This is a genomic window from Leclercia sp. CFBP8987 (assembly GCF_034044995.2).
GTDB lineage: Bacteria > Pseudomonadota > Gammaproteobacteria > Enterobacterales > Enterobacteriaceae > Enterobacter > Enterobacter tamurae.
Map to the genome: position 1 here is coordinate 36,206 of NZ_CM188255.1, position 18,171 is coordinate 54,376.

Consider the following 18,171-nt stretch of genomic DNA (forward strand, 5'->3'; position numbering starts at 1 on the left):
TTTTTTAATCCCGCCAGGATCTCACCATGACCACCATCGCCCTTATCGACGATCACCTTATCGTCCGCTCCGGATTTGCCCAGCTGCTGAGCCTGGAGCCCGATTTTCAGGTGGTGGCCGAGTTCGGCTCCGGTCGCGAAGCGCTGGCCGGTCTGCCGGGGCGCGGGGTGCAGGTCTGTATCTGCGATATCTCGATGCCGGATCTCTCCGGCCTGGAGCTGCTGAGCCAGCTGCCGAAGGGGATGGCGACCATTATGCTTTCGGTCCACGACAGCCCGGCGCTGGTGGAGCAGGCGCTGAACGCGGGCGCACGCGGATTCCTCTCCAAACGCTGTAGCCCGGACGAACTGATTGCCGCCGTGCGCACCGTCGCCACTGGCGGTTGCTACCTGACGCCGGATATCGCCATCAAGCTGGCGGCCGGACGCCAGGATCCGCTCACCCGACGTGAACGCCAGGTGGCGGAAAAGCTGGCCCAGGGGATGGCGGTGAAGGAGATCGCCGTTGAGCTTGGCCTGTCGCCAAAAACCGTCCACGTTCATCGCGCCAACCTGATGGAAAAACTCGGCGTCAGCAACGACGTTGAGCTGGCGCGTCGTATGTTTGACGGCTGGTAATGCAGACGCTTTTCTCCCGGCTGGTGGCGGTGGTCGCCAGCTTCTTTATCTTCTCCGCCGCGTGGTTCTGCCTGTGGAGCATCAGCCTGCACCTGGTGGAGCGCCCGGAGCTGGCGGTGCTGCTGTTCCCCTTTGGCCTGCGGCTGGGGCTGATGCTGCAGTGCCCGCGCGGCTACTGGCCGGTGCTGCTCGGGGCCGAATGGCTAATGCTGGTCTGGCTGGCGCAGGAAGTGGCGCTGGCCCATCTGCCCTTATTGATGACCGGAAGCGTGCTGACGCTGATCTCCGTGGCGCTGATCTCCCGCTATCGTCACCAGCGCGACTGGCGCACCCTCCTGCGCCAGGGGGCGGCGCTGATTGCCGCCGCGCTGCTGCAAACCCTGCCGTGGGTGGGCGAGAAGGAGATGCTTAACGCCCTGCTGCTGACCCTGACCGGCGGCCTGACGCTGGCACCCACATGCCTGGTGATCTGGCATTACCTCACCAGCACCGTCTGGCAACCGCTGGGCCCGGCGCTGGTCTCCCAGCCGGTGAACTGGCGCGCCCGACATCTCATCTGGTATCTGCTGCTGTTTGTGGTGAGCTTGTGGCTGCAGCTTGGCCTCCCCGCCGAGCTGTCGCGCTTTACCCCGTTCTGTCTGGCGCTGCCGATTATCGCCCTGGCCTGGCACTACGGCTGGCAGGGGGCGCTGATCGCGACCCTGATGAACGCTATTGCGCTGATCGCCAGCCAGACCTGGCACGACCACCCGGTGGATCTGCTCCTCTCCCTGCTGGCCCAGAGCCTGACCGGGCTGCTGCTCGGGGCGGGCATCCAGCGCCTGCGCGAGCTAAACCAGTCCCTGCAAACCGAGCTGGCGCGCAATCGCCGTCTCGCCGAGCGGCTGCTGGAGACCGAAGAGCATGTCCGCCGCGAGGTGGCCCGCGAGCTGCACGACGATATCGGTCAGACCATCACCGCTATCCGCACCCAGGCGGGCATTGTCCAGCGCCTGGCCCCCGACAACGCGGGCGTGAAGCAGGGCGGGGCGCATATCGAACAGCTCTCGCTGGGGGTATACGATTCGGTGCGCCGTCTGCTCGGCAGACTGCGTCCGCGCCAGCTGGACGATCTGACCCTGGTGCAGGCGGTACGCTCCCTGATGCGCGAGATGGAGCTGGAGAGCCGCGGCATCGTCAGCCATCTCGACTGGCATATCGATGAGACGGCGCTGAGCGAAGGCCAGCGCGTTACCCTGTTCCGCGTCTGTCAGGAGGGGCTGAATAATGTCGTGAAGCACGCCAGCGCCAGCGCGGTGACGCTGCAGGGCTGGCAGCAGGATGAACGCCTGATGCTGGTGATTGAAGACGACGGCTGCGGCCTGCCGCCCGGCTCCGGTCAGCAGGGCTTTGGCCTGGCGGGGATGCGCGAGCGCGTCACGGCCCTTGGCGGTACGCTGGCCATCTCCTGCACCCACGGCACCCGCGTCAGCGTCAGTTTGCCGCTAAGGACACATCATGTTTAAAACGCCCGCCAACGCCGCCCCGATCGGTGACAAAGCCGAGATCGACGCTCGCTATCGCTACTGGCGTCGCCATATCCTGATCACCATCTGGCTTGGCTACGCGCTGTTCTATTTCACCCGCAAAAGCTTTAACGCCGCCGCACCGGAGATCCTCGCCAGCGGAGTAATGACCCGCACCGATATCGGCCTGCTGGCAACGCTGTTTTACATCACCTACGGCCTGTCGAAGTTTTTCTCCGGCATCGTCAGCGACCGCTCCAACGCCCGCTATTTTATGGGCATCGGGCTGATCGCCACCGGGGTAGTGAACATCCTGTTCGGCTTTTCGACCTCGCTGTGGGCCTTTGCCCTGCTGTGGGCGCTGAACGCCTTTTTCCAGGGCTGGGGCGCGCCGGTTTGCGCCCGTCTGCTCACGGCCTGGTACTCGCGCAACGAGCGCGGCGGCTGGTGGGCGATATGGAATACGGCACATAACGTTGGCGGGGCGTTGATCCCCATCGTGGTGGGCGCGGCGGCGCTGCACTACGGCTGGCGTGCGGGAATGATGATTGCCGGAAGTCTGGCCATTGTTGCCGGGCTGTTTTTATGCTGGCGGCTGCGCGATCGGCCGCAAACCGTGGGGCTGCCTGCGGTGGGCGACTGGCGGCATGACGCGCTGGAGATCGCCCAGCAGCAGGAGGGCGCCGGGCTGACCCGCAAAGAGATCCTCACCAGATACGTGCTGCAAAACCCCTGGATCTGGCTGCTGTCACTCTGCTACGTGCTGGTCTACGTGGTGCGGGCGGCGATCAACGACTGGGGCAACCTGTATATGTCCGAGACGCTCGGTGTGGATCTGGTGACCGCCAACTCGGCGGTATCGATGTTTGAGCTGGGCGGGTTTATCGGCGCGCTGGTGGCGGGCTGGGGGTCGGATAAGCTGTTCAACGGCAACCGCGGGCCGATGAACCTGATCTTCGCCGCCGGGATTTTGCTCTCGGTCGGCTCCCTGTGGCTGATGCCCTTTGCCAGCTACGTGATGCAGGCGGCCTGCTTCTTCACCACCGGCTTCTTTGTCTTTGGCCCGCAGATGCTGATCGGCATGGCGGCAGCAGAGTGCTCGCACAAGGACGCAGCGGGCGCGGCGACGGGCTTCGTCGGGCTGTTTGCCTACCTCGGGGCATCGCTCTCCGGCTGGCCGCTGGCGCGGGTGATCGACACCTGGCACTGGAGCGGGTTCTTTGCGGTGATCGCCATCGCGGCGGGGATTTCGGCCCTGCTGCTGCTGCCGTTCCTCAACGCCCAGGCACCGCGTGAGGTGAGCGAAGCGTGATGCGCCTCACCTTTTCGCCGCGAGTGGGGCAAAACTAAGATATTTTCCCGGTTTCACCTGGACGCTGTCTCAGGCGTTGCTCCCGACTGATTTTTACAATGCCTGCCATTCGCAGGTATAAAAAATCAGCTCAGGAGCAAACCATGCTGGCCTTCCTCAACCAGGTGCGCAAGCCGACCCTGGATCTGCCGCTCGATGTGCGGCGCAAAATGTGGTTCAAACCCTTCATGCAGTCCTATCTGGTGGTCTTTATTGGCTACCTGACCATGTATTTGATCCGCAAGAACTTTAACATCGCCCAGAACGACATGATCTCCACCTACGGGCTGAGCATGACCCAGCTGGGGATGATTGGCCTCGGTTTCTCTATCACCTACGGGGTGGGTAAAACCCTGGTTTCCTATTATGCCGACGGCAAAAATACCAAGCAGTTCCTGCCGTTTATGCTGATCCTCTCCGCCATCTGTATGCTCGGCTTCAGCGCCAGCATGGGTGCGGGCTCGGTCAGCCTGTTTATGATGATCGCCTTCTATGCCCTGAGCGGTTTCTTCCAGAGTACCGGTGGGTCGTGCAGCTACTCCACCATCACCAAATGGACCCCGCGCCGTAAGCGTGGATCGTATCTCGGGATGTGGAATATCTCCCACAACCTCGGTGGGGCGGGTGCGGCAGGGGTGGCGCTGTTCGGGGCCAACGTGTTGTTCGACGGCCATGTGATCGGCATGTTTATCTTCCCGTCGATTATCGCCCTGATCGTCGGCTTTATCGGCCTGCGCTACGGCAGTGACTCCCCGGAATCCTACGGTCTGGGTAAAGCCGAAGAGCTGTTTGACGAGGAGATCAGCGAGGAGGACAAAGAGACCGAAGAGAACGAGATGACCAAATGGCAGATCTTCGTTGAGTACGTCCTGAAAAACAAAGTCATCTGGCTGCTCTGCTTCTCCAACATCTTCCTGTACGTGGTGCGGATCGGTATCGACCAGTGGTCTACCGTCTATGCCTTCCAGGAGCTGAAACTTTCCAAAGAGGTGGCGATTCAGGGCTTCACCCTGTTTGAAGTGGGCGCCCTGGTCGGCACTCTGCTGTGGGGCTGGCTCTCCGATCTCGCCAATGGCCGGCGGGCACTGGTGGCCTGCGTGGCGCTGGCGCTGATTATCGCCACGCTGGGCGTTTACCAGCATGCCAGCAACCAGTATGTCTATCTCGCTTCCCTGTTCGCCCTCGGCTTCCTGGTGTTTGGTCCCCAGCTGCTGATCGGCGTGGCCGCAGTCGGCTTCGTGCCGAAAAAAGCGATCGGCGCTGCCGATGGAATTAAGGGCACCTTCGCCTACCTGATCGGCGACAGCTTCGCCAAGCTCGGTCTGGGAATGATCGCCGACGGCACGCCGATCTTCGGCTTGACCGGCTGGGCAGGCACCTTTGCGGCGCTGGATGCGGCAGCGATTGGCTGTATCGTCCTGATGGCGATGGTCGCGGTGCTGGAAGAGCGCAAGATCCGCCGCGAAAAACACGTGCAACGATTGAAAGCAGCCTGAGTGTGCAGGTGACGTTTTGCCCGGCGTGATGCCGGGCTTTTTTACATTTGTACCCCGATTACCTTACCCCGCTTTACACACCCGCTTCGCGCCATGCTCTACAGTGTTATTTCGCTGCCGCCTTTCGCGCAGCCTTAGCCCCTTTTGCTAACGGAGAGCTTGCATGTTGACCCGACGATTGTCCTGCCTTGCGCTGCTGGTGGCGCTGGCCTCACCCGCGATAGCTGCTGATACCCCTACCTACGGCGAGAAGCTGGAAGGCTTTGACTACCCCTGGCCGGTGAAACATTTCACCTTTACCTCGCAAAATCAGTCGCTGGATATGGCTTATCTGGACGTGAAGCCGGAAAAAGCCAACGGCCGCACCGTGGTGCTGATGCACGGTAAAAACTTCTGCGCCGGAACCTGGGAAGGTACCATCCGGGCCCTCGCCGACAGCGGTTATCGCGTGGTGGCTCCGGATCAGATTGGTTTTTGCAAATCCACCAAGCCCGAACAGTATCAGTACAGCTTCCAGCAGCTGGCGGACAATACCCACGCGTTGCTGAAAACGTTGGGCGTCGATCGGGTCACGGTTATCGGGCACTCCACCGGCGGCATGCTGGCAACCCGCTACGCGCTGATGTGGCCGCAGCAGGTGGAACAGCTGGTGATGGTGAACCCGATTGGTCTGGAGGACTGGAAAGCGCGCGGCGTGCCGCATATCACCGTTGATCAGTGGTATCAGCGTGAGCTGAAAGTCAGCGCCGACGGGATCCGCGAGTACGAGAAAAACACCTACTACGCCGGAGAGTGGAAGCCGGAGTACGAGCGCTGGGTCACTATGCTCGCCGGGCTGAATAACGGGCCGGGCAAAGAGCGTGTGGCGTGGAACTCGGCGCTGCTCTACGACATGATCTACACCCAGCCGGTTTTCTATGAATTCAGCGAGCTGAAGATGCCGGTATTATTGATGATCGGCACGAAGGACAACACCGCCATCGGGAAAGATCTCGCCCCGCCGGAGATCCGCAAAACGCTCGGCAACTACGCGGTGCTGGGCCAGGAGACGGCAAAACGCATTCCGCACGCCACGCTGGTGGAGTTTAACGATATGGGCCACGCGCCGCAGATGCAGGACCCGCAGCGTTTCCACGAGGCGCTATTGAAAGGGCTTCAGGCTCGCTGACTGGTTTCCAGCATTAGCCCGCGCAGCCACGTCTGCGCGGGATTGCGGTGTAGCTACTATCGGCTGTATTGTCCTGATGACAGTGATCGCGGTGCCTGAAAAGCGTACGTAGAAATTGAAAGCAGCCTGATCACACGGATATTTCCCCTAAGGAGAAAATTAATAATATAAATAAGTTATCTATAAGATTTTATATACAAACCAAGTTGATGATATAGCTTTAAATAAGAAAAAAGTATTTGTAACGCGAATGCCAAAAAGAGATTTTATTCTACAAAATAATAAGTATTTTAAAGGGGGAGATATCCAAACCAAGCTCTAAAAAGAAAATTCATCAAGAATTTGGCGGAGAGAGCAGGATTCGAACCTACGACACGATAAATCGTGTGGACTAGGGAAAATTTTCATTTACCTCAATCTGGCTTAAACCACTCGCCCACCTCTCCGCATTTGATTCGCAATAATGAAACCACACAATAAACGTGGCTAAAAGGTTTTGAATTATTCTTTGGGATACACATCACAATTTATGGATCTGTTTTTACTCAGTTCCTACTATTTGACGTAAGTAGCAAAAATGCAAATAAGGTTGATGTAGGTTTCACATTGTCTAATATTTTTTAGGGAGGAAAAACATCATGGCTGATATTGAAATATTGACCTTAAGGGATGAGAGCTTCTATAAGACAGCTGAAAGTGTTATTTTTAAGGATTATAAGTGCAACTGTACAAAGGGATGGAAAGATGCGGACAGATTCATTGTTTACAAAGCAGATGAGTCTGGAGTAACGGAAGTATTTTCTGATGAAGTTGGTGGCCGTAATTTAGATGTTCTAATAGAACTTTCTAGGGGGTATCTCAGTGAACATATTGTAATATCAGGCGGACATACGGTCGTGAATTTGGACGATCGATTTTCAGTAAGTCCTGAAGTTGAAAAATCAGCCAAATTTTGTATCGATTATATTGTGAAATCAAAAGAGCAGCTAAATATTCAACCTGATTTTCTCATGGAAATAAATGATTTTTATATGGAGAAAAATGATGGTTATGAAATTGATGGTGCTAATCAGTACAGAAAAATGGCAACATCTCCTTATATTATCCCTGAAAGTATTAATGTATATATCAAACAAATCATCAAGCGCCACAGTATAAATATCCGGTCATTTTATGTTAGTGAAAAAACTATGGCCGATCGATTTAAAAGATATATAAAAACCGCTGTTGATAAGAGTACTTTATTTAATCGGCAAGGATGCAATTTGTTAATGAATATTGATGAGCATACCTTCGCTATCATAAAAGATAACAAACCTACCTGTGCTGCTGGCAATGCCGCCACATTCAGGGCTATCAGATATAAAGTTTCCTCCAATAAAATATTTGATAATTATACTTCTCATATTGGCGTATTTCCTCTATGTTCGCGAATGAATGTGCTTAACGGATACAGGGCTGCATCATCTTTCTATGATAAGTTTTCTTTACCTTCATTATTGGTTTTTTTTGGGAAGTCTTGTTTTGAATAATAGCTATGAGTGACTAAAGAGCTTTACCTCTGACATAATAATTATAGATGAAACATACCATGAAAATTTCGGATCTATATTGGCCTGTAACTTTCTTTTCAACTGCTTTTGGCGCTGGTATATTTTTTTTACCTCAAGCAGTAGGCCCGACTGTACTTGGGATCATTCCTTTTCTAGTTTTTATTACCGGCGCTATGCTGGTTTCACTGATGGCTCACTATCTCTTTTTTAATTTTATTAGCTTTCATCCAGAAAAAGATTTTTTAGCAGCCTCTTCTGATTTTTTGGGCCGAAGAAAGGCATCGGTAATTTGTTTGTTATTTATTATATCAATGATAATCATTGTCATGATAAATTTTATAGCAATGGTCAATGTTGTCACTTCTTTTTATAATGATGGCCTGATTTTCAGGTTTTTTGTATCACTATTATTAAGCTTGACGCTCTCTATAGCTTGGTTCTGTTTCAATACAGAAGTTGAAAGACTGATCTCGAGAATTGCGCTCCTTTCAATTGTTTCTGTTGTGGCTATGATAATATTTTTTTTATTTCAACCTGTAAAATATCTATCGCTATACTCACCAGATTCTCTTTCTTTTAAAAATTTAACATTACTCCCTGTTTTTCTTTTTACATTTAATTTTACACCATGCATTCAACGTTTTATAAAAAGTTCGGAATTTCCGGAAAGACAAAAACTAGTTATTGGAAAAATAATTATATTTACTTTTATTATTTTATTTGTTATTGCCGTTAGTCGATTGCTAACACCGGAAGACATACATTCCATTAACTATCAAAATATTGATGCACTTTCTTACGCTGCGACTGTTATCGGTGAGAGGTTCGTGTGGTTCGGGGCAGCATTGCTTATTGGTCTGCTCACTGCTGGCGCCTATATAGGAACCCTGACTGGCGTTATCGACGGACTCAGTTCTTTCGTTGAATTTAAAAAGAAGGCTATTCTGAGTTGTAATGTTATCGTATGTACAATAATAGGAACTGCAAATCCAAGTATAGTGAAAATTATCGCTCATGGTTCAATGCCAGTCATAGTTACAACGGTGTTCTTTATCCCTGCAATATATTTTATAATGAAAGGGAAATTTTTTATTAAAATAATCAGCTCCCTGGTACTGTTTAGTGGGATGGCAGTAATAGCAACCTTATTTATTTAGTTCCTAACCCAGAACATAAACATCGCCTGTTGCCGGGGTAACTGAATTCGGCAACCACAAGCTCCCCCATTTACCGGTACAATGGCAGCCCATTATTTTATCGGGGTTAAGGTCGTGCAAAAACTGTCTGATAGCCCAGAGCTTCCGAGGGGACGCGCTACGCAGGTGAAAACCACCGAACAGGGCGTGAATATGATTTATGCCGGTTATTCTCTGACAGTGATGCACAATATCAATGAGTCCCCGATGTCCACAGCCGATAAAAATGACCAGGCCACGATCAGATTTATAGATCAACACCCCTTCATCTTTTACATAGTCCACTGTCGCATTTTTATCGCCAATAACACCATACGCGCTCGGATGAGCTACCGGGATCTCTCCTGACCAAATAAAACGCTCCCCAAGATGAAGTGGGGTACTGCTGTACTCCATGCGATAACGTGAATAATCATTATTCAGCGACAATTTTTTTATTCTGGCGGTAAAGCCTGAAAACCTTACTGCCGAGTAGCGTTTTTTGGCCACCAGGGGGTGACATACGATCCGGCAATTCTCGGCTAACCACGGAACACCGCCACAATGGTCATAGTGACCGTGTGAAAGTACGACTGCGGTCAGGTGGGTCAAGTCGATCCCCATCAGGGCTGCGTTATGCAGGAAACTGTCATCAGGTCCGGTATCAAACAGAATTGAATCATTTTTATCCTGTATCAACAGACTGAGCCCAGCTTTAGCACGTAGCGAATTTTGAGCGTTGGCGTTAAGTCGGTTTTCCAGCAAGACGCTGATTGTTATGGGCATATTCTCTCTTTCCCTGAGGTGAGTATTCGTTACTGGCGGTCCGGTTGTTCATCATAATACACCATTGATATCCCGCCTTTTCAGGTGTGCTGACGGGGTCAGGGATAAACGCGATGCCGCCCGGCTGACGCTGCGCTCATCCAGCAGGGCATCCAGAGTTTTCAAAAGATTTAGATCCAGCGTGCGGATATCCGTTTTCATTATTCTCTACCATCTGTTTTCAGTGCATTAATACGACGTTGTCCGCTGTCGACGCGCTGCATTTCCCGATATCATGCTCGACTAACCGTAAGGAGAGTTCATGGTCTGGATAATGCTGGCTACGCTGGCGGTGGTATTTGTGGTGGGCTTTCGCGTCATGACGTCGGGACCCCGGCGCGCGATTCGTCGTCTCAGCGAGCGTCTGGGCATCACTCCGGTTCCCGTAGAATCGATGATCGACCAGTTTGGCAAAAGCGCCGGGAATGAGTTTATCCGCTACCTGGAGCGCCCGGACGAAGCGCACCTGCAGAATGCCGCCCAGGTGCTGCTGATCTGGCAGGTGTGCATTGTCGACAGCAGTGAAAACAACCTGCTGAGCTGGTATCGCCTGCTGCGCAAGGCGCGTCTCGCCGCGCCGATCACCGATGCCCAGATCCGCATGGCGCTCGGCTTTATGCGCGATATGGAGCCCGATCCGTACGAGTTTAACGCTTTCCAGCTGCGCTATAACCAGCTCTTCCTGCCGGAAGAGGGGGTCTTTTTCCTGCATTGATATTCCCCGGTGGCGCTTCGCTTACCGGGGCTACAAAACCCGTAGGCCGGTGCAAGCGCAGCGCCGCCCGGCAAAAAGTGCCAAAAGTTGTCTAAACGTTAAATAGATCACACTTTAACTGTTAAACTGCGCGGCTTTCCCGCTCGTTTTCTCCTCAGGTGATGCCATGACAGAACAGATCCAATCCGCCCCTTCGCCCCATGCTAAAGCGGTCTCCCGCCCAAACTGGTCGGCGGTTTTTTCCGTGGCGTTTTGCGTCGCCTGCCTGATTACCGTGGAGTTTTTGCCGGTCAGCCTGCTGACGCCGATGGCGCAGGATCTGGGTATTTCTGAAGGGCTGGCGGGCCAGTCGGTCACCGTTACCGCCTTTGTTGCCATGTTTGCCAGCCTGTTTATCACCCAGGCGATTGGTACCACCGATCGCCGCAAAGTCGTCATTCTTTTTAGCGTCCTGCTGACCCTCTCCTGCCTGCTGGTCTCCTTTGCCGATAACTTTATGTTGCTGCTGTTGGGGCGCGCCTGCCTCGGACTCGGGCTGGGCGGATTCTGGGCGATGTCTGCCTCGCTCACCATGCGGCTGGTGCCAGCGCGTACCGTGCCGAAAGCGCTCTCCGTCATCTTCGGCGCAGTCTCCATCGCGCTGGTGATCGCCGCGCCGCTGGGCAGTTTCCTCGGGGGGATCATCGGCTGGCGTAACGTCTTTAACGGTGCCGCCGTGATGGGGCTGCTCTGTATTCTGTGGGTCTGGAAAGCGCTGCCTTCACTGCCGGGCGAAGCTGCACACCACAAACAGAACATGTTCAGCCTGCTGAAACGCCCCGGCGTGATGGCGGGGATGATCGCCATCTTTATGTCGTTCGCCGGGCAGTTTGCCTTCTTTACCTACATCCGTCCGGTGTTTATGACCATGGCCGGGTTTGACGTTGATGGCCTGACGCTGGTACTGCTGAGCTTCGGTATCGCCAGCTTTGTCGGCACCTCGCTGTCGGCGCAGTTCCTGAAACGCTCCCTGAAATTCGCTCTCGCAGGCGCGCCGCTGGTGCTGGCAGTCAGCGCCGCCGTGCTGATCCTGTGGGGCAGCGACAAGTGGGTGGCCTCGGCGATTGCGATTATTTGGGGCTTTGCCTTCGCGCTGATTCCGGTGGGCTGGTCGACGTGGATCACCCGCTCGCTGGCCGATCAGGCGGAAAAAGCCGGGTCGATTCAGGTGGCGGTGATCCAACTGGCGAACACCTGCGGTGCGGCGGTGGGAGGCATTGCGCTCGACCATCTGGGACTGACGTCGCCGCTGGTCATTTCCGGCACATTAATGCTGATTACCGCGCTGCTGGTGGCGGGTAAGGTGAAGGCGAAGTCGTAAATTCTTCCCCTCACCCCGGCCCTCTTCCCAAAAGGGCGAGGGTGAAAAGCCTGCACCGAGCCGTCCCCTCTCCCCTATGGGGAGAGGGTTAGGGTGAGGGGCCATCCACTTACGCGGATGTCTGCACCCTTCTTCTCGAATCCATCGAAATCAGCACTACCGACGACACAATCAACAGCGTGCCCAGCCAGTCCGGCAGGGTGAACGCCACTCCCAGTAACATCACCGACAGCAGGGCGCTGCTCAGCGGCTCGGCGCAGCTCAGAATGCTCGCCTTCGGTCCGCCAATCATCTGCGCGCCTTTCAGATACAGGCTGAAGGTCACCGCCGTGCCGATCACCACCAGGTAGAAGAACGCCAGCAGCAGGCTGCCGTCGACCACGAAGGTGGTGCCGCGTCCGGCAAAGAACGGGGTCAGCATTAACCCGGCCAGCAGCATGCTCCAGCCGACGATCGGCAGGGTGCCGTAGCGGGCAATCAGCGTGGAGGGGTAGGTGGTATAAAACGCGGCGGCGAAGGCGGAGGCGATGCCCCAGCAGAGCGCGGCCGGAGAGATAGTCAGCGAGGTCGGATCGCCGTGGGTGACCAGTAAAAAGGTGCCGACAAGCGAGGTCATGATCGCCGCCAGCACGAAAATACCCGGCCGCTTTTTACGCGCCAGCGCGAACCATGCCACGATAATGGTGGGGGAGAGGAACTGCAGCACGGTGGCGGTAGCGGCGTTGGATTTTTCAATCGTCACCAGGAAGGTGAGCTGGACGATCAGCGCCCCGAACAGAGAGAAGATCAGCAGGCTGATGGCGTCTTTGCGATTTTTGATGACCGAGAAAATCTTGTCGCCGTGGACGAAGGAGAGCGTCAGCAGGATCACCCCGGCAAACAGCAGACGCACCATGGTGAGATAAGGCGAGGAAATATGACTCTTCTCCATGATGTACTGCGCGCACACCCCCGAGCTACCCCATAAAATGGCGGCGATCAGGACGTTCAGCATCCCTTTACGTGTAGAACCCATGTTCTCCCCTGTTATGTCGATTTTTTTCTAGCATAACATGGGAGCCTTGCCCGGCGGCGCTGCGCTTGCGCGGGCCTACAAAATTAGTAGGCCGGGTAAGCGAAGCGCCACCCGGCGCAGCAAGATGCGGTGCGGTCTGATGCCCTCACCCCGACCTTCTCCCACGGGGCGAGGGCGCACACACTAAAAACGGCAACGTTGCGTTGCCGTTTTGCTTTTACCTAGAACCACGCCTCCCACATCGCGCCGACGTTGAAGTCGTCCAGCGTTTCGTCCCGGGTGTTGTTCACGCGCGCGGTGCGCTCGTTATCCACCTTGCCGCCGGTGGCGTAGAAGCGCAGCATCGGACGGAATTCCGGGCCCATCGCGATAGAGATGTTCTGCGACAGGGTCAGCTTCCAGCCTTTGTTATCCCCGCCGTTGTCGTAATCCACATGCTGCCAGCCCGCTTCCAGCCAGGTGGAGTGCACGTCGTTCCACCAGTGCATCGGACGCACGATGGCGTTGTAGTTCTTGCGGTTGTCGGTGCTGTCCCGGCTGTTGTCGTAGTCGTGGAAGGCCAGAATGTACTCCACCTGGGTCGCCTGGGTGAACTTGTGCAGCCCTTCGAAGCTGGCGTACACCGTGGTCAGATCCTCGGTTTTGTTGAACACGCTGTTGTCCGAGTTATCGGAGTAACGGGCGATCACCTTGTTGACGCCGCTGTCATTGGTGTGGCTCAGCACCACGCCGCCCTGCCAGGCGTTCATCCGCTCGTCGGTGTCGATGCCTTTCGAGTCAAAGCCGTAGTTGGCGTACAGCTCCAGATCGACCGGGCCGAGCTTCATGCCGTGAATTTTGGAGGTGGCGGCGTAGTTGCCTTTGTCGCCGGTGCCGGAGCCGCCGGTACAGGTGATGCGCGACGGGTTGGCTTCGTCATCCATCACTTCCGGGCTACAGGATTCCACCGCTGCCACGGTGGCCACGTCAAACTGCACGCCGCCGATGTCGAAGTTTTTCACCCCGGCGCCCTGGCCGTCGTGGTTCATCCAGAAGTAGTCGTTGATGCCCTGCTGCGGACGCTGGTGGAAGTCACGACCTGCCCAGAGATAGGCGTTCGGGTTGGACTCCAGAATGTTGGTCACCCCCGCGTAGGCCTTTTTCAGGTTAACCTCGTCGCCCCAGTGGTCGATCATCACGTTGACGTCCCAGATGGCCCCGTTTTCGCCCTTGAAGGCTTTCGAGAGCTGGAATTCGCCGCCGTTGCTTTCGTTACCCAGACGGCCAATCGCCGAGGCGCCGTTGTAGGAGCCGTCCACGGCGACGTATTTCTGATCCGCGGCCTGGAAGTGCGCGCCGTAGCGGGCATAGCCGGTAAATTTAATCCCGAACGGGATCGCCATATCCGGGGACTGGGCGGCGCTCTGGGGTTCGTTGATGACGTCGGCTTTTTTCGCCACCGCGGCATCCATTTTCGCCTGGCGATCCGCCAGGGCTTTATCCACCGCTTTGGCCACAATGGCGTCGATTTGCTCCTGCGTAAATTCCTGCGCGAGAACAGAAATTGGGCAAAGCGCGGCGAGAACCGCCATTGTTAATGGAAGTTTTTTAATCATATTCATGGTTATCTCAATATATTTAAATTTTATTCAGACAATAACCACCCCGTTCCGGACTGACAGAATATGTCGCTATCATCAGAACAAGTTGATTTTTATTTTTTAGGGTACAGAGGCTTTACACTATTCTCGTAACACTCTCTCCATTGCCAGTATTTATTATTACCGCTGATAGAGGTGAATAATTTCTTCGGATAATTCACGGGCCAGCAGCGAATTCATTAAGTGATCCTGGGCGTGTACCATAATTAACGTCATCGGCTGACGGGCTTCGCCCGCATCCTGCTCGATAAGTTTGGTCTGCATATGGTGCGCCTGGCGCGCGTAGCCATCGGCTTCGCGCAGCAGGCTTTTCGCTTCGTCAAAGTTGCCCTGCCGCGCAGCATGCAGTGCTTCAAAGCACAGGCTGCGCGACTGACCAGCATTGACGATGATTTCCATTACGGCTTCTTCTAAGGCAATCATCATCGGTTTCTCTAAATATCGAAACTATTATTCATAGAGGTGGCGGCAAACCACTCTCCGCTCTTTTTAATGGTGCGCTGCTGCGTGGTTAAATCCAGCTGGATAAAACCGTAGCGGTTTTTATATGCATTACACCATGACCAGTTATCAATAAATGTCCACATATGATAGCCAAGACAATTACAGCCTTCGCTAATACCTTTATGCAGCCATTTAAGGTGTTCGGAAATAAACTCGATACGGTATTGATCGTTAATCTGGCCATTATCAATAAAACGCTGCTCGTTTTCGACGCCCATACCATTTTCAGAAATAAAACAGCGTGGGTTGCCGTAATTATCGCGCAGGTTAATGAGAATATCGTAAATACCTGGCTCGTAAATTTCCCAGCCGCGATACGGGTTCATTTTACGGCCCGGCATCTCGTAGCTATCGAAGAACCACTCCGGCATAAACGGTGCCTGCGGGTTGATGGCCGAATCACGACACTTCACCCGACGCGGCTGATAGTAGTTCACGCCCAGCAGGTCGATTTTGCCGTCGGCAATCAGAGCGCTGTCTTCCGGCAAACAGGCAGGCAGCTGATCGTGTGCTTTCAGCATCGCCACCAGATCCGCCGGGTATTCACCGCACAGCACCGGGTCGAGGAAGCTGCGGTTAAACAGCAGGTCGCAATGGTGCGCGGCTTTCACGTCCGCCGGATTCTGCGAGCGCGGATAGGACGGCGTCAGGTTCAGTACGATGCCAATCTCACCAGGGTAATGGCCAGCGCGGAAGGCGCGAACCGCCTGCGCATGGGCCAGCACGGTGTGATAGGCCACGGTGGCTGCACGACGGAAATCGACCACGTTCGGGTAGTGGAAGTCATACAGATACCCGCCCTCTACCGGCACAATCGGCTCGTTAAAGGTAAACCAGTGCATCACCCGATCACCAAAAAGCTCAAAGCAGGTTTCTGCGTAGCGGGCATAGGCCGCCACCACATCACGGTTTTCCCACCCGCCAATCTCCTGCATCGCCATCGGCATGTCGAAGTGGAACAGGGTGATAAACGGCTTGATACCCTGGGCAATCAGTTCGTCGATCACCTGATTGTAGAAAGCAACCGCTTCCTGGTTCACTTCACCGGTGCCTTCCGGGATGAGACGCGCCCAGCTTATCGAGGTGCGAAAGCTATTGTGGTTCAGCTGCTTTAACAGCTGAATGTCGGCTTTCCAGTGCTGATAAAACGTGGAGGTATTCTGCGGCCCTACCCCATTGTGAAAGCGATTCGGCTCGGTCGCGAACCAGTGATCCCAGGTGGTTAATCCCTTGCCACTGCCCTGGCTTTCCCCTTCGGTTTGCAGTGCAGAACAGGCGCTACCCCACCAGAAGTTTTCGGGAAATGCATATTTCATAAAACGTCCTCTTTGACTTAATTCCCGACGGTCTCTGCTGCACCTACGGTTGCCTGCGCTTTTTGTTCTTCGGTTTTCATTAAAGAACGCTCATAAGCACGCAGGAACGGTAAATACATCACCGCCGACATGACCATACAAATGACGCACATCACCACCGGACTGAGAGCCCAGTTTGCCGCCCAGGAGGCACCAATTGGCGCTGGAGTCGTCCACGGCGTCAGCGAGACGACCTGGGCCAGCCAGCCGAGTTTGGTGGCGGTATACGCCAGACAGGCGTTGATCATCGGCACGAACACGAACGGAATAAACAGCATCGGGTTCATGATGATCGGCGCCCCGAACAGAATAGGTTCGTTGATATTAAAGAAACTTGGCACAACGCCCATTTTGCCGATGGTACGCAGATGAGTCACACGACTGCGCAGCAGCAGGAAGGCCAGCGGCAGGGTTGAGCCCACGCCACCAATCAGCAGGTAGTGATCCCAGAAGCCCTGCAGGTAGACGTGCGGCAGCGCAGCGCCGGCAGCCAGTGCGGCCTGGTTGGCAGAGAGGTTAGCCATCCAGAACGGGTTCATGATGCCGGTGACAATCAGCGCGCCGTGGATGCCGGCGAACCAGAAAATCTGGCACAGCAGCACGGAGAGCAGAATGGCTGGCAGGGAGTCAGAGGCAGAAACCAGCGGCTCCAGCAGGTGCATAATCGCCTGCGGGATGATCATCCCGGTTTGCGCTTCGATAAACAGGTTCAGCGGGTGCAGCGTACCGATGATCACCACCACCGGGATCAGGATTTCAAACGAGCGCGCCACGCCGGTCGGCACTTCTTTCGGCAGGCGGATGGTGACTTTATGATCCTTCAGCCAGGCGTAAACGCGGGTGGCATAGATGGAGGTGATCAGCGCGGTGAAGATCCCCTGGCCGGACAGATACTGGGTAGAGATTTTGCCGTCGGCATAGGGGGCGGCTACCAGCAGGAACGCCATAAAGGCCAGCAGACCGGACATCACCGGGTCGAGATTAAACTGACGGCCAAGGCTGGCGCCAATCCCAACGGAGATAAAGAAGGTCATCACCCCCATGCTGAGGTTAAACGGCAGCATCAGCTGTTCGCGGTAGGTCTCGGAGAAATCGAGCCAGCCGCGGGCAAAACTGTTGGTGGTGTCCGCAGAGAACGGCGGGAAGATAAATACCAGCATAAACGAGCCGATGATCATAAACGGCAGCGCGGCGGTAAAGCCGTCGCGGATAGCAATCACATACTTCTGCTGGCCCAGTTTGCCTGCCAGTGGCGCAATGGACTGCTCAATGACGGCAACCATAGATTGATATAACGAACTCATGAGAACACCTTCTTAGTGTGCCGCTTCGATGAGCGACAGAGCATAGTCCAGCACTTTATCGCCACGTTGCATTCCGTAATCCATGGTATCGATGGACTGTACGGGTATGCCCTGGGTGGCAGCCTTGTCTGAGAGCGTTTTTAACATGTATTTGACCTGGGGTCCGAGAAGCACGACCTGGTATTGCGGAAACTGTGTATCAAATTCTGAAACACCGTACGCATCGATTTTGACCGGTAAACCGCGTTCGTTCGCGGCTTCGACCATTTTCCGTACCAGCAGGCTGGTGGACATCCCGGCAGAACAGCACAGCATTATCTTGAACATCGACAACCATCCTCAAAATGTAAATAGTTATTGCGGAGATGATTGGATAACATATGGAAACCGGTTTCCATTGATATAAGACAGAAGTGTGACAGCCATCAAGATCCCTTACTTATGGGGCCTGATTATCAGATTCAGGTCACGAATTTTGGCTGCTTTTGCATCATATGGAGTGGAAACGGAAAATCGGTTTCCATGGAAAACGGAAACAGATATACTCCTGAGTGGCTATAATATGAGCCGAAGTGGAATCAGGAATTA

At 54.6% G+C, this 18,171-nt stretch carries 16 protein-coding genes, 1 tRNA gene and 1 pseudogene; 9 read left to right on the forward strand and 9 right to left on the reverse strand.

The features are described 5' to 3' along the window. Positions 1-26 precede the first annotated feature (26 nt). The 5 genes from uhpA (at position 27) to SOM40_RS00205 (ending at position 6,137) form a co-directional block, all read left to right on the forward strand. Entirely contained in the window at positions 27-617 is a 591-nt protein-coding gene (gene uhpA, locus SOM40_RS00185) for a response regulator transcription factor UhpA (RefSeq protein ID WP_106995589.1), read from the forward strand. Beyond that, positions 617-2,122, forward strand: a complete 1,506-nt coding sequence (uhpB, locus tag SOM40_RS00190; protein ID WP_320530815.1) for a signal transduction histidine-protein kinase/phosphatase UhpB — start codon at positions 617-619, stop codon at positions 2,120-2,122. The genes uhpA and uhpB overlap by 1 nt, the downstream gene beginning before the upstream one ends. After that, entirely contained in the window at positions 2,115-3,434 is a 1,320-nt protein-coding gene (locus tag SOM40_RS00195) for an MFS transporter (protein WP_166181035.1), read from the forward strand. The genes uhpB and SOM40_RS00195 overlap by 8 nt, the downstream gene beginning before the upstream one ends. A gap of 143 nt (positions 3,435-3,577) precedes the next feature. Continuing rightward, the gene (uhpT, locus tag SOM40_RS00200; RefSeq protein ID WP_320530816.1) at positions 3,578-4,969 is read left to right on the forward strand and encodes a hexose-6-phosphate:phosphate antiporter UhpT; all 1,392 of its coding nucleotides are present in this window, start codon (positions 3,578-3,580) and stop codon (positions 4,967-4,969) included. Between the two features lie 163 nt (positions 4,970-5,132). Beyond that, positions 5,133-6,137 (forward strand): alpha/beta fold hydrolase, encoded by a 1,005-nt coding sequence (locus tag SOM40_RS00205; RefSeq protein WP_106995593.1) that lies wholly within the window; start codon positions 5,133-5,135, stop codon positions 6,135-6,137. Between the two features lie 343 nt (positions 6,138-6,480). Here the strand turns inward: SOM40_RS00205 and SOM40_RS00210 are convergent. After that, positions 6,481-6,583: transfer RNA gene (locus SOM40_RS00210), tRNA-OTHER, on the reverse strand. A 192-nt stretch (positions 6,584-6,775) separates the two neighbouring features. Here SOM40_RS00210 and SOM40_RS00215 point away from each other — a divergent pair. Together SOM40_RS00215 and SOM40_RS00220 are read left to right on the forward strand one after the other, a co-directional pair. After that, complete coding sequence (locus SOM40_RS00215) at positions 6,776-7,669, forward strand: hypothetical protein (protein ID WP_320530817.1); 894 nt, start codon at positions 6,776-6,778, stop codon at positions 7,667-7,669. Positions 7,670-7,728: 59 nt separating this feature from the next. Continuing rightward, the gene (locus SOM40_RS00220) at positions 7,729-8,847 is read left to right on the forward strand and encodes an amino acid permease (RefSeq protein WP_225759893.1); all 1,119 of its coding nucleotides are present in this window, start codon (positions 7,729-7,731) and stop codon (positions 8,845-8,847) included. A 3-nt stretch (positions 8,848-8,850) separates the two neighbouring features. On the opposite strand, the gene SOM40_RS00225 is transcribed toward SOM40_RS00220, so the two are convergent. Together SOM40_RS00225 and SOM40_RS00230 are read right to left on the reverse strand one after the other, a co-directional pair. Then, a complete protein-coding gene (locus SOM40_RS00225) occupies positions 8,851-9,651 on the reverse strand; it encodes an MBL fold metallo-hydrolase (protein WP_225759892.1) in 801 nt (266 codons plus the stop codon). A gap of 87 nt (positions 9,652-9,738) precedes the next feature. Next, a pseudogene (locus SOM40_RS00230) lies at positions 9,739-9,852 on the reverse strand (LysR family transcriptional regulator); the annotation flags it as partial. Positions 9,853-9,952: 100 nt separating this feature from the next. Here SOM40_RS00230 and SOM40_RS00235 point away from each other — a divergent pair. Then, positions 9,953-10,405, forward strand: coding sequence for a DUF1198 domain-containing protein (locus tag SOM40_RS00235; protein WP_106995594.1), 453 nt, complete (start codon positions 9,953-9,955; stop codon positions 10,403-10,405). A 166-nt stretch (positions 10,406-10,571) separates the two neighbouring features. Further along, positions 10,572-11,765: a purine ribonucleoside efflux pump NepI gene (gene nepI / locus SOM40_RS00240; RefSeq protein ID WP_262671594.1), complete on the forward strand. Its 1,194-nt coding sequence runs from the start codon at positions 10,572-10,574 to the stop codon at positions 11,763-11,765. Positions 11,766-11,874: 109 nt separating this feature from the next. On the opposite strand, the gene SOM40_RS00245 is transcribed toward nepI, so the two are convergent. The 6 genes from SOM40_RS00245 to SOM40_RS00270 form a co-directional block, all read right to left on the reverse strand. Then, positions 11,875-12,780: a DMT family transporter gene (locus SOM40_RS00245; protein WP_106995596.1), complete on the reverse strand. Its 906-nt coding sequence runs from the start codon at positions 12,778-12,780 to the stop codon at positions 11,875-11,877. Between the two features lie 221 nt (positions 12,781-13,001). Continuing rightward, a complete protein-coding gene (locus SOM40_RS00250; protein WP_106992639.1) occupies positions 13,002-14,381 on the reverse strand; it encodes a carbohydrate porin in 1,380 nt (459 codons plus the stop codon). Positions 14,382-14,540: 159 nt separating this feature from the next. Further along, entirely contained in the window at positions 14,541-14,843 is a 303-nt protein-coding gene (locus SOM40_RS00255) for a PTS lactose/cellobiose transporter subunit IIA (RefSeq protein ID WP_072250852.1), read from the reverse strand. An 11-nt stretch (positions 14,844-14,854) separates the two neighbouring features. Further along, a complete protein-coding gene (gene gmuD, locus SOM40_RS00260) occupies positions 14,855-16,240 on the reverse strand; it encodes a 6-phospho-beta-glucosidase GmuD (RefSeq protein ID WP_320530819.1) in 1,386 nt (461 codons plus the stop codon). A 17-nt stretch (positions 16,241-16,257) separates the two neighbouring features. Then, positions 16,258-17,583 carry a PTS sugar transporter subunit IIC gene (locus tag SOM40_RS00265; RefSeq protein WP_106995599.1) on the reverse strand — a complete coding sequence of 442 codons (1,326 nt, stop codon included), beginning with the start codon at positions 17,581-17,583 and terminating at the stop codon, positions 16,258-16,260. A 12-nt stretch (positions 17,584-17,595) separates the two neighbouring features. After that, entirely contained in the window at positions 17,596-17,910 is a 315-nt protein-coding gene (locus SOM40_RS00270) for a PTS sugar transporter subunit IIB (RefSeq protein WP_032615638.1), read from the reverse strand. Positions 17,911-18,171: the final 261 nt, after the last annotated feature.

What these genes read in the sequence shown, in the direction of transcription:
- uhpA (WP_106995589.1), top strand. Translation starts at nt 27, where the DNA reads ATGACCACCATCGCCCTTATCGACGATCACCTTATCGTCCGCTCCGGA.
- uhpB (WP_320530815.1), top strand. Translation starts at nt 617, where the DNA reads ATGCAGACGCTTTTCTCCCGGCTGGTGGCGGTGGTCGCCAGCTTCTTT.
- SOM40_RS00195 (WP_166181035.1), top strand. Translation starts at nt 2,115, where the DNA reads ATGTTTAAAACGCCCGCCAACGCCGCCCCGATCGGTGACAAAGCCGAG.
- uhpT (WP_320530816.1), top strand. Translation starts at nt 3,578, where the DNA reads ATGCTGGCCTTCCTCAACCAGGTGCGCAAGCCGACCCTGGATCTGCCG.
- SOM40_RS00205 (WP_106995593.1), top strand. Translation starts at nt 5,133, where the DNA reads ATGTTGACCCGACGATTGTCCTGCCTTGCGCTGCTGGTGGCGCTGGCC.
- SOM40_RS00215 (WP_320530817.1), top strand. Translation starts at nt 6,776, where the DNA reads ATGGCTGATATTGAAATATTGACCTTAAGGGATGAGAGCTTCTATAAG.
- SOM40_RS00220 (WP_225759893.1), top strand. Translation starts at nt 7,729, where the DNA reads ATGAAAATTTCGGATCTATATTGGCCTGTAACTTTCTTTTCAACTGCT.
- SOM40_RS00225 (WP_225759892.1), bottom strand. Translation starts at nt 9,651, where the DNA reads ATGCCCATAACAATCAGCGTCTTGCTGGAAAACCGACTTAACGCCAAC.
- SOM40_RS00235 (WP_106995594.1), top strand. Translation starts at nt 9,953, where the DNA reads ATGGTCTGGATAATGCTGGCTACGCTGGCGGTGGTATTTGTGGTGGGC.
- nepI (WP_262671594.1), top strand. Translation starts at nt 10,572, where the DNA reads ATGACAGAACAGATCCAATCCGCCCCTTCGCCCCATGCTAAAGCGGTC.
- SOM40_RS00245 (WP_106995596.1), bottom strand. Translation starts at nt 12,780, where the DNA reads ATGGGTTCTACACGTAAAGGGATGCTGAACGTCCTGATCGCCGCCATT.
- SOM40_RS00250 (WP_106992639.1), bottom strand. Translation starts at nt 14,381, where the DNA reads ATGAATATGATTAAAAAACTTCCATTAACAATGGCGGTTCTCGCCGCG.
- SOM40_RS00255 (WP_072250852.1), bottom strand. Translation starts at nt 14,843, where the DNA reads ATGATTGCCTTAGAAGAAGCCGTAATGGAAATCATCGTCAATGCTGGT.
- gmuD (WP_320530819.1), bottom strand. Translation starts at nt 16,240, where the DNA reads ATGAAATATGCATTTCCCGAAAACTTCTGGTGGGGTAGCGCCTGTTCT.
- SOM40_RS00265 (WP_106995599.1), bottom strand. Translation starts at nt 17,583, where the DNA reads ATGAGTTCGTTATATCAATCTATGGTTGCCGTCATTGAGCAGTCCATT.
- SOM40_RS00270 (WP_032615638.1), bottom strand. Translation starts at nt 17,910, where the DNA reads ATGTTCAAGATAATGCTGTGCTGTTCTGCCGGGATGTCCACCAGCCTG.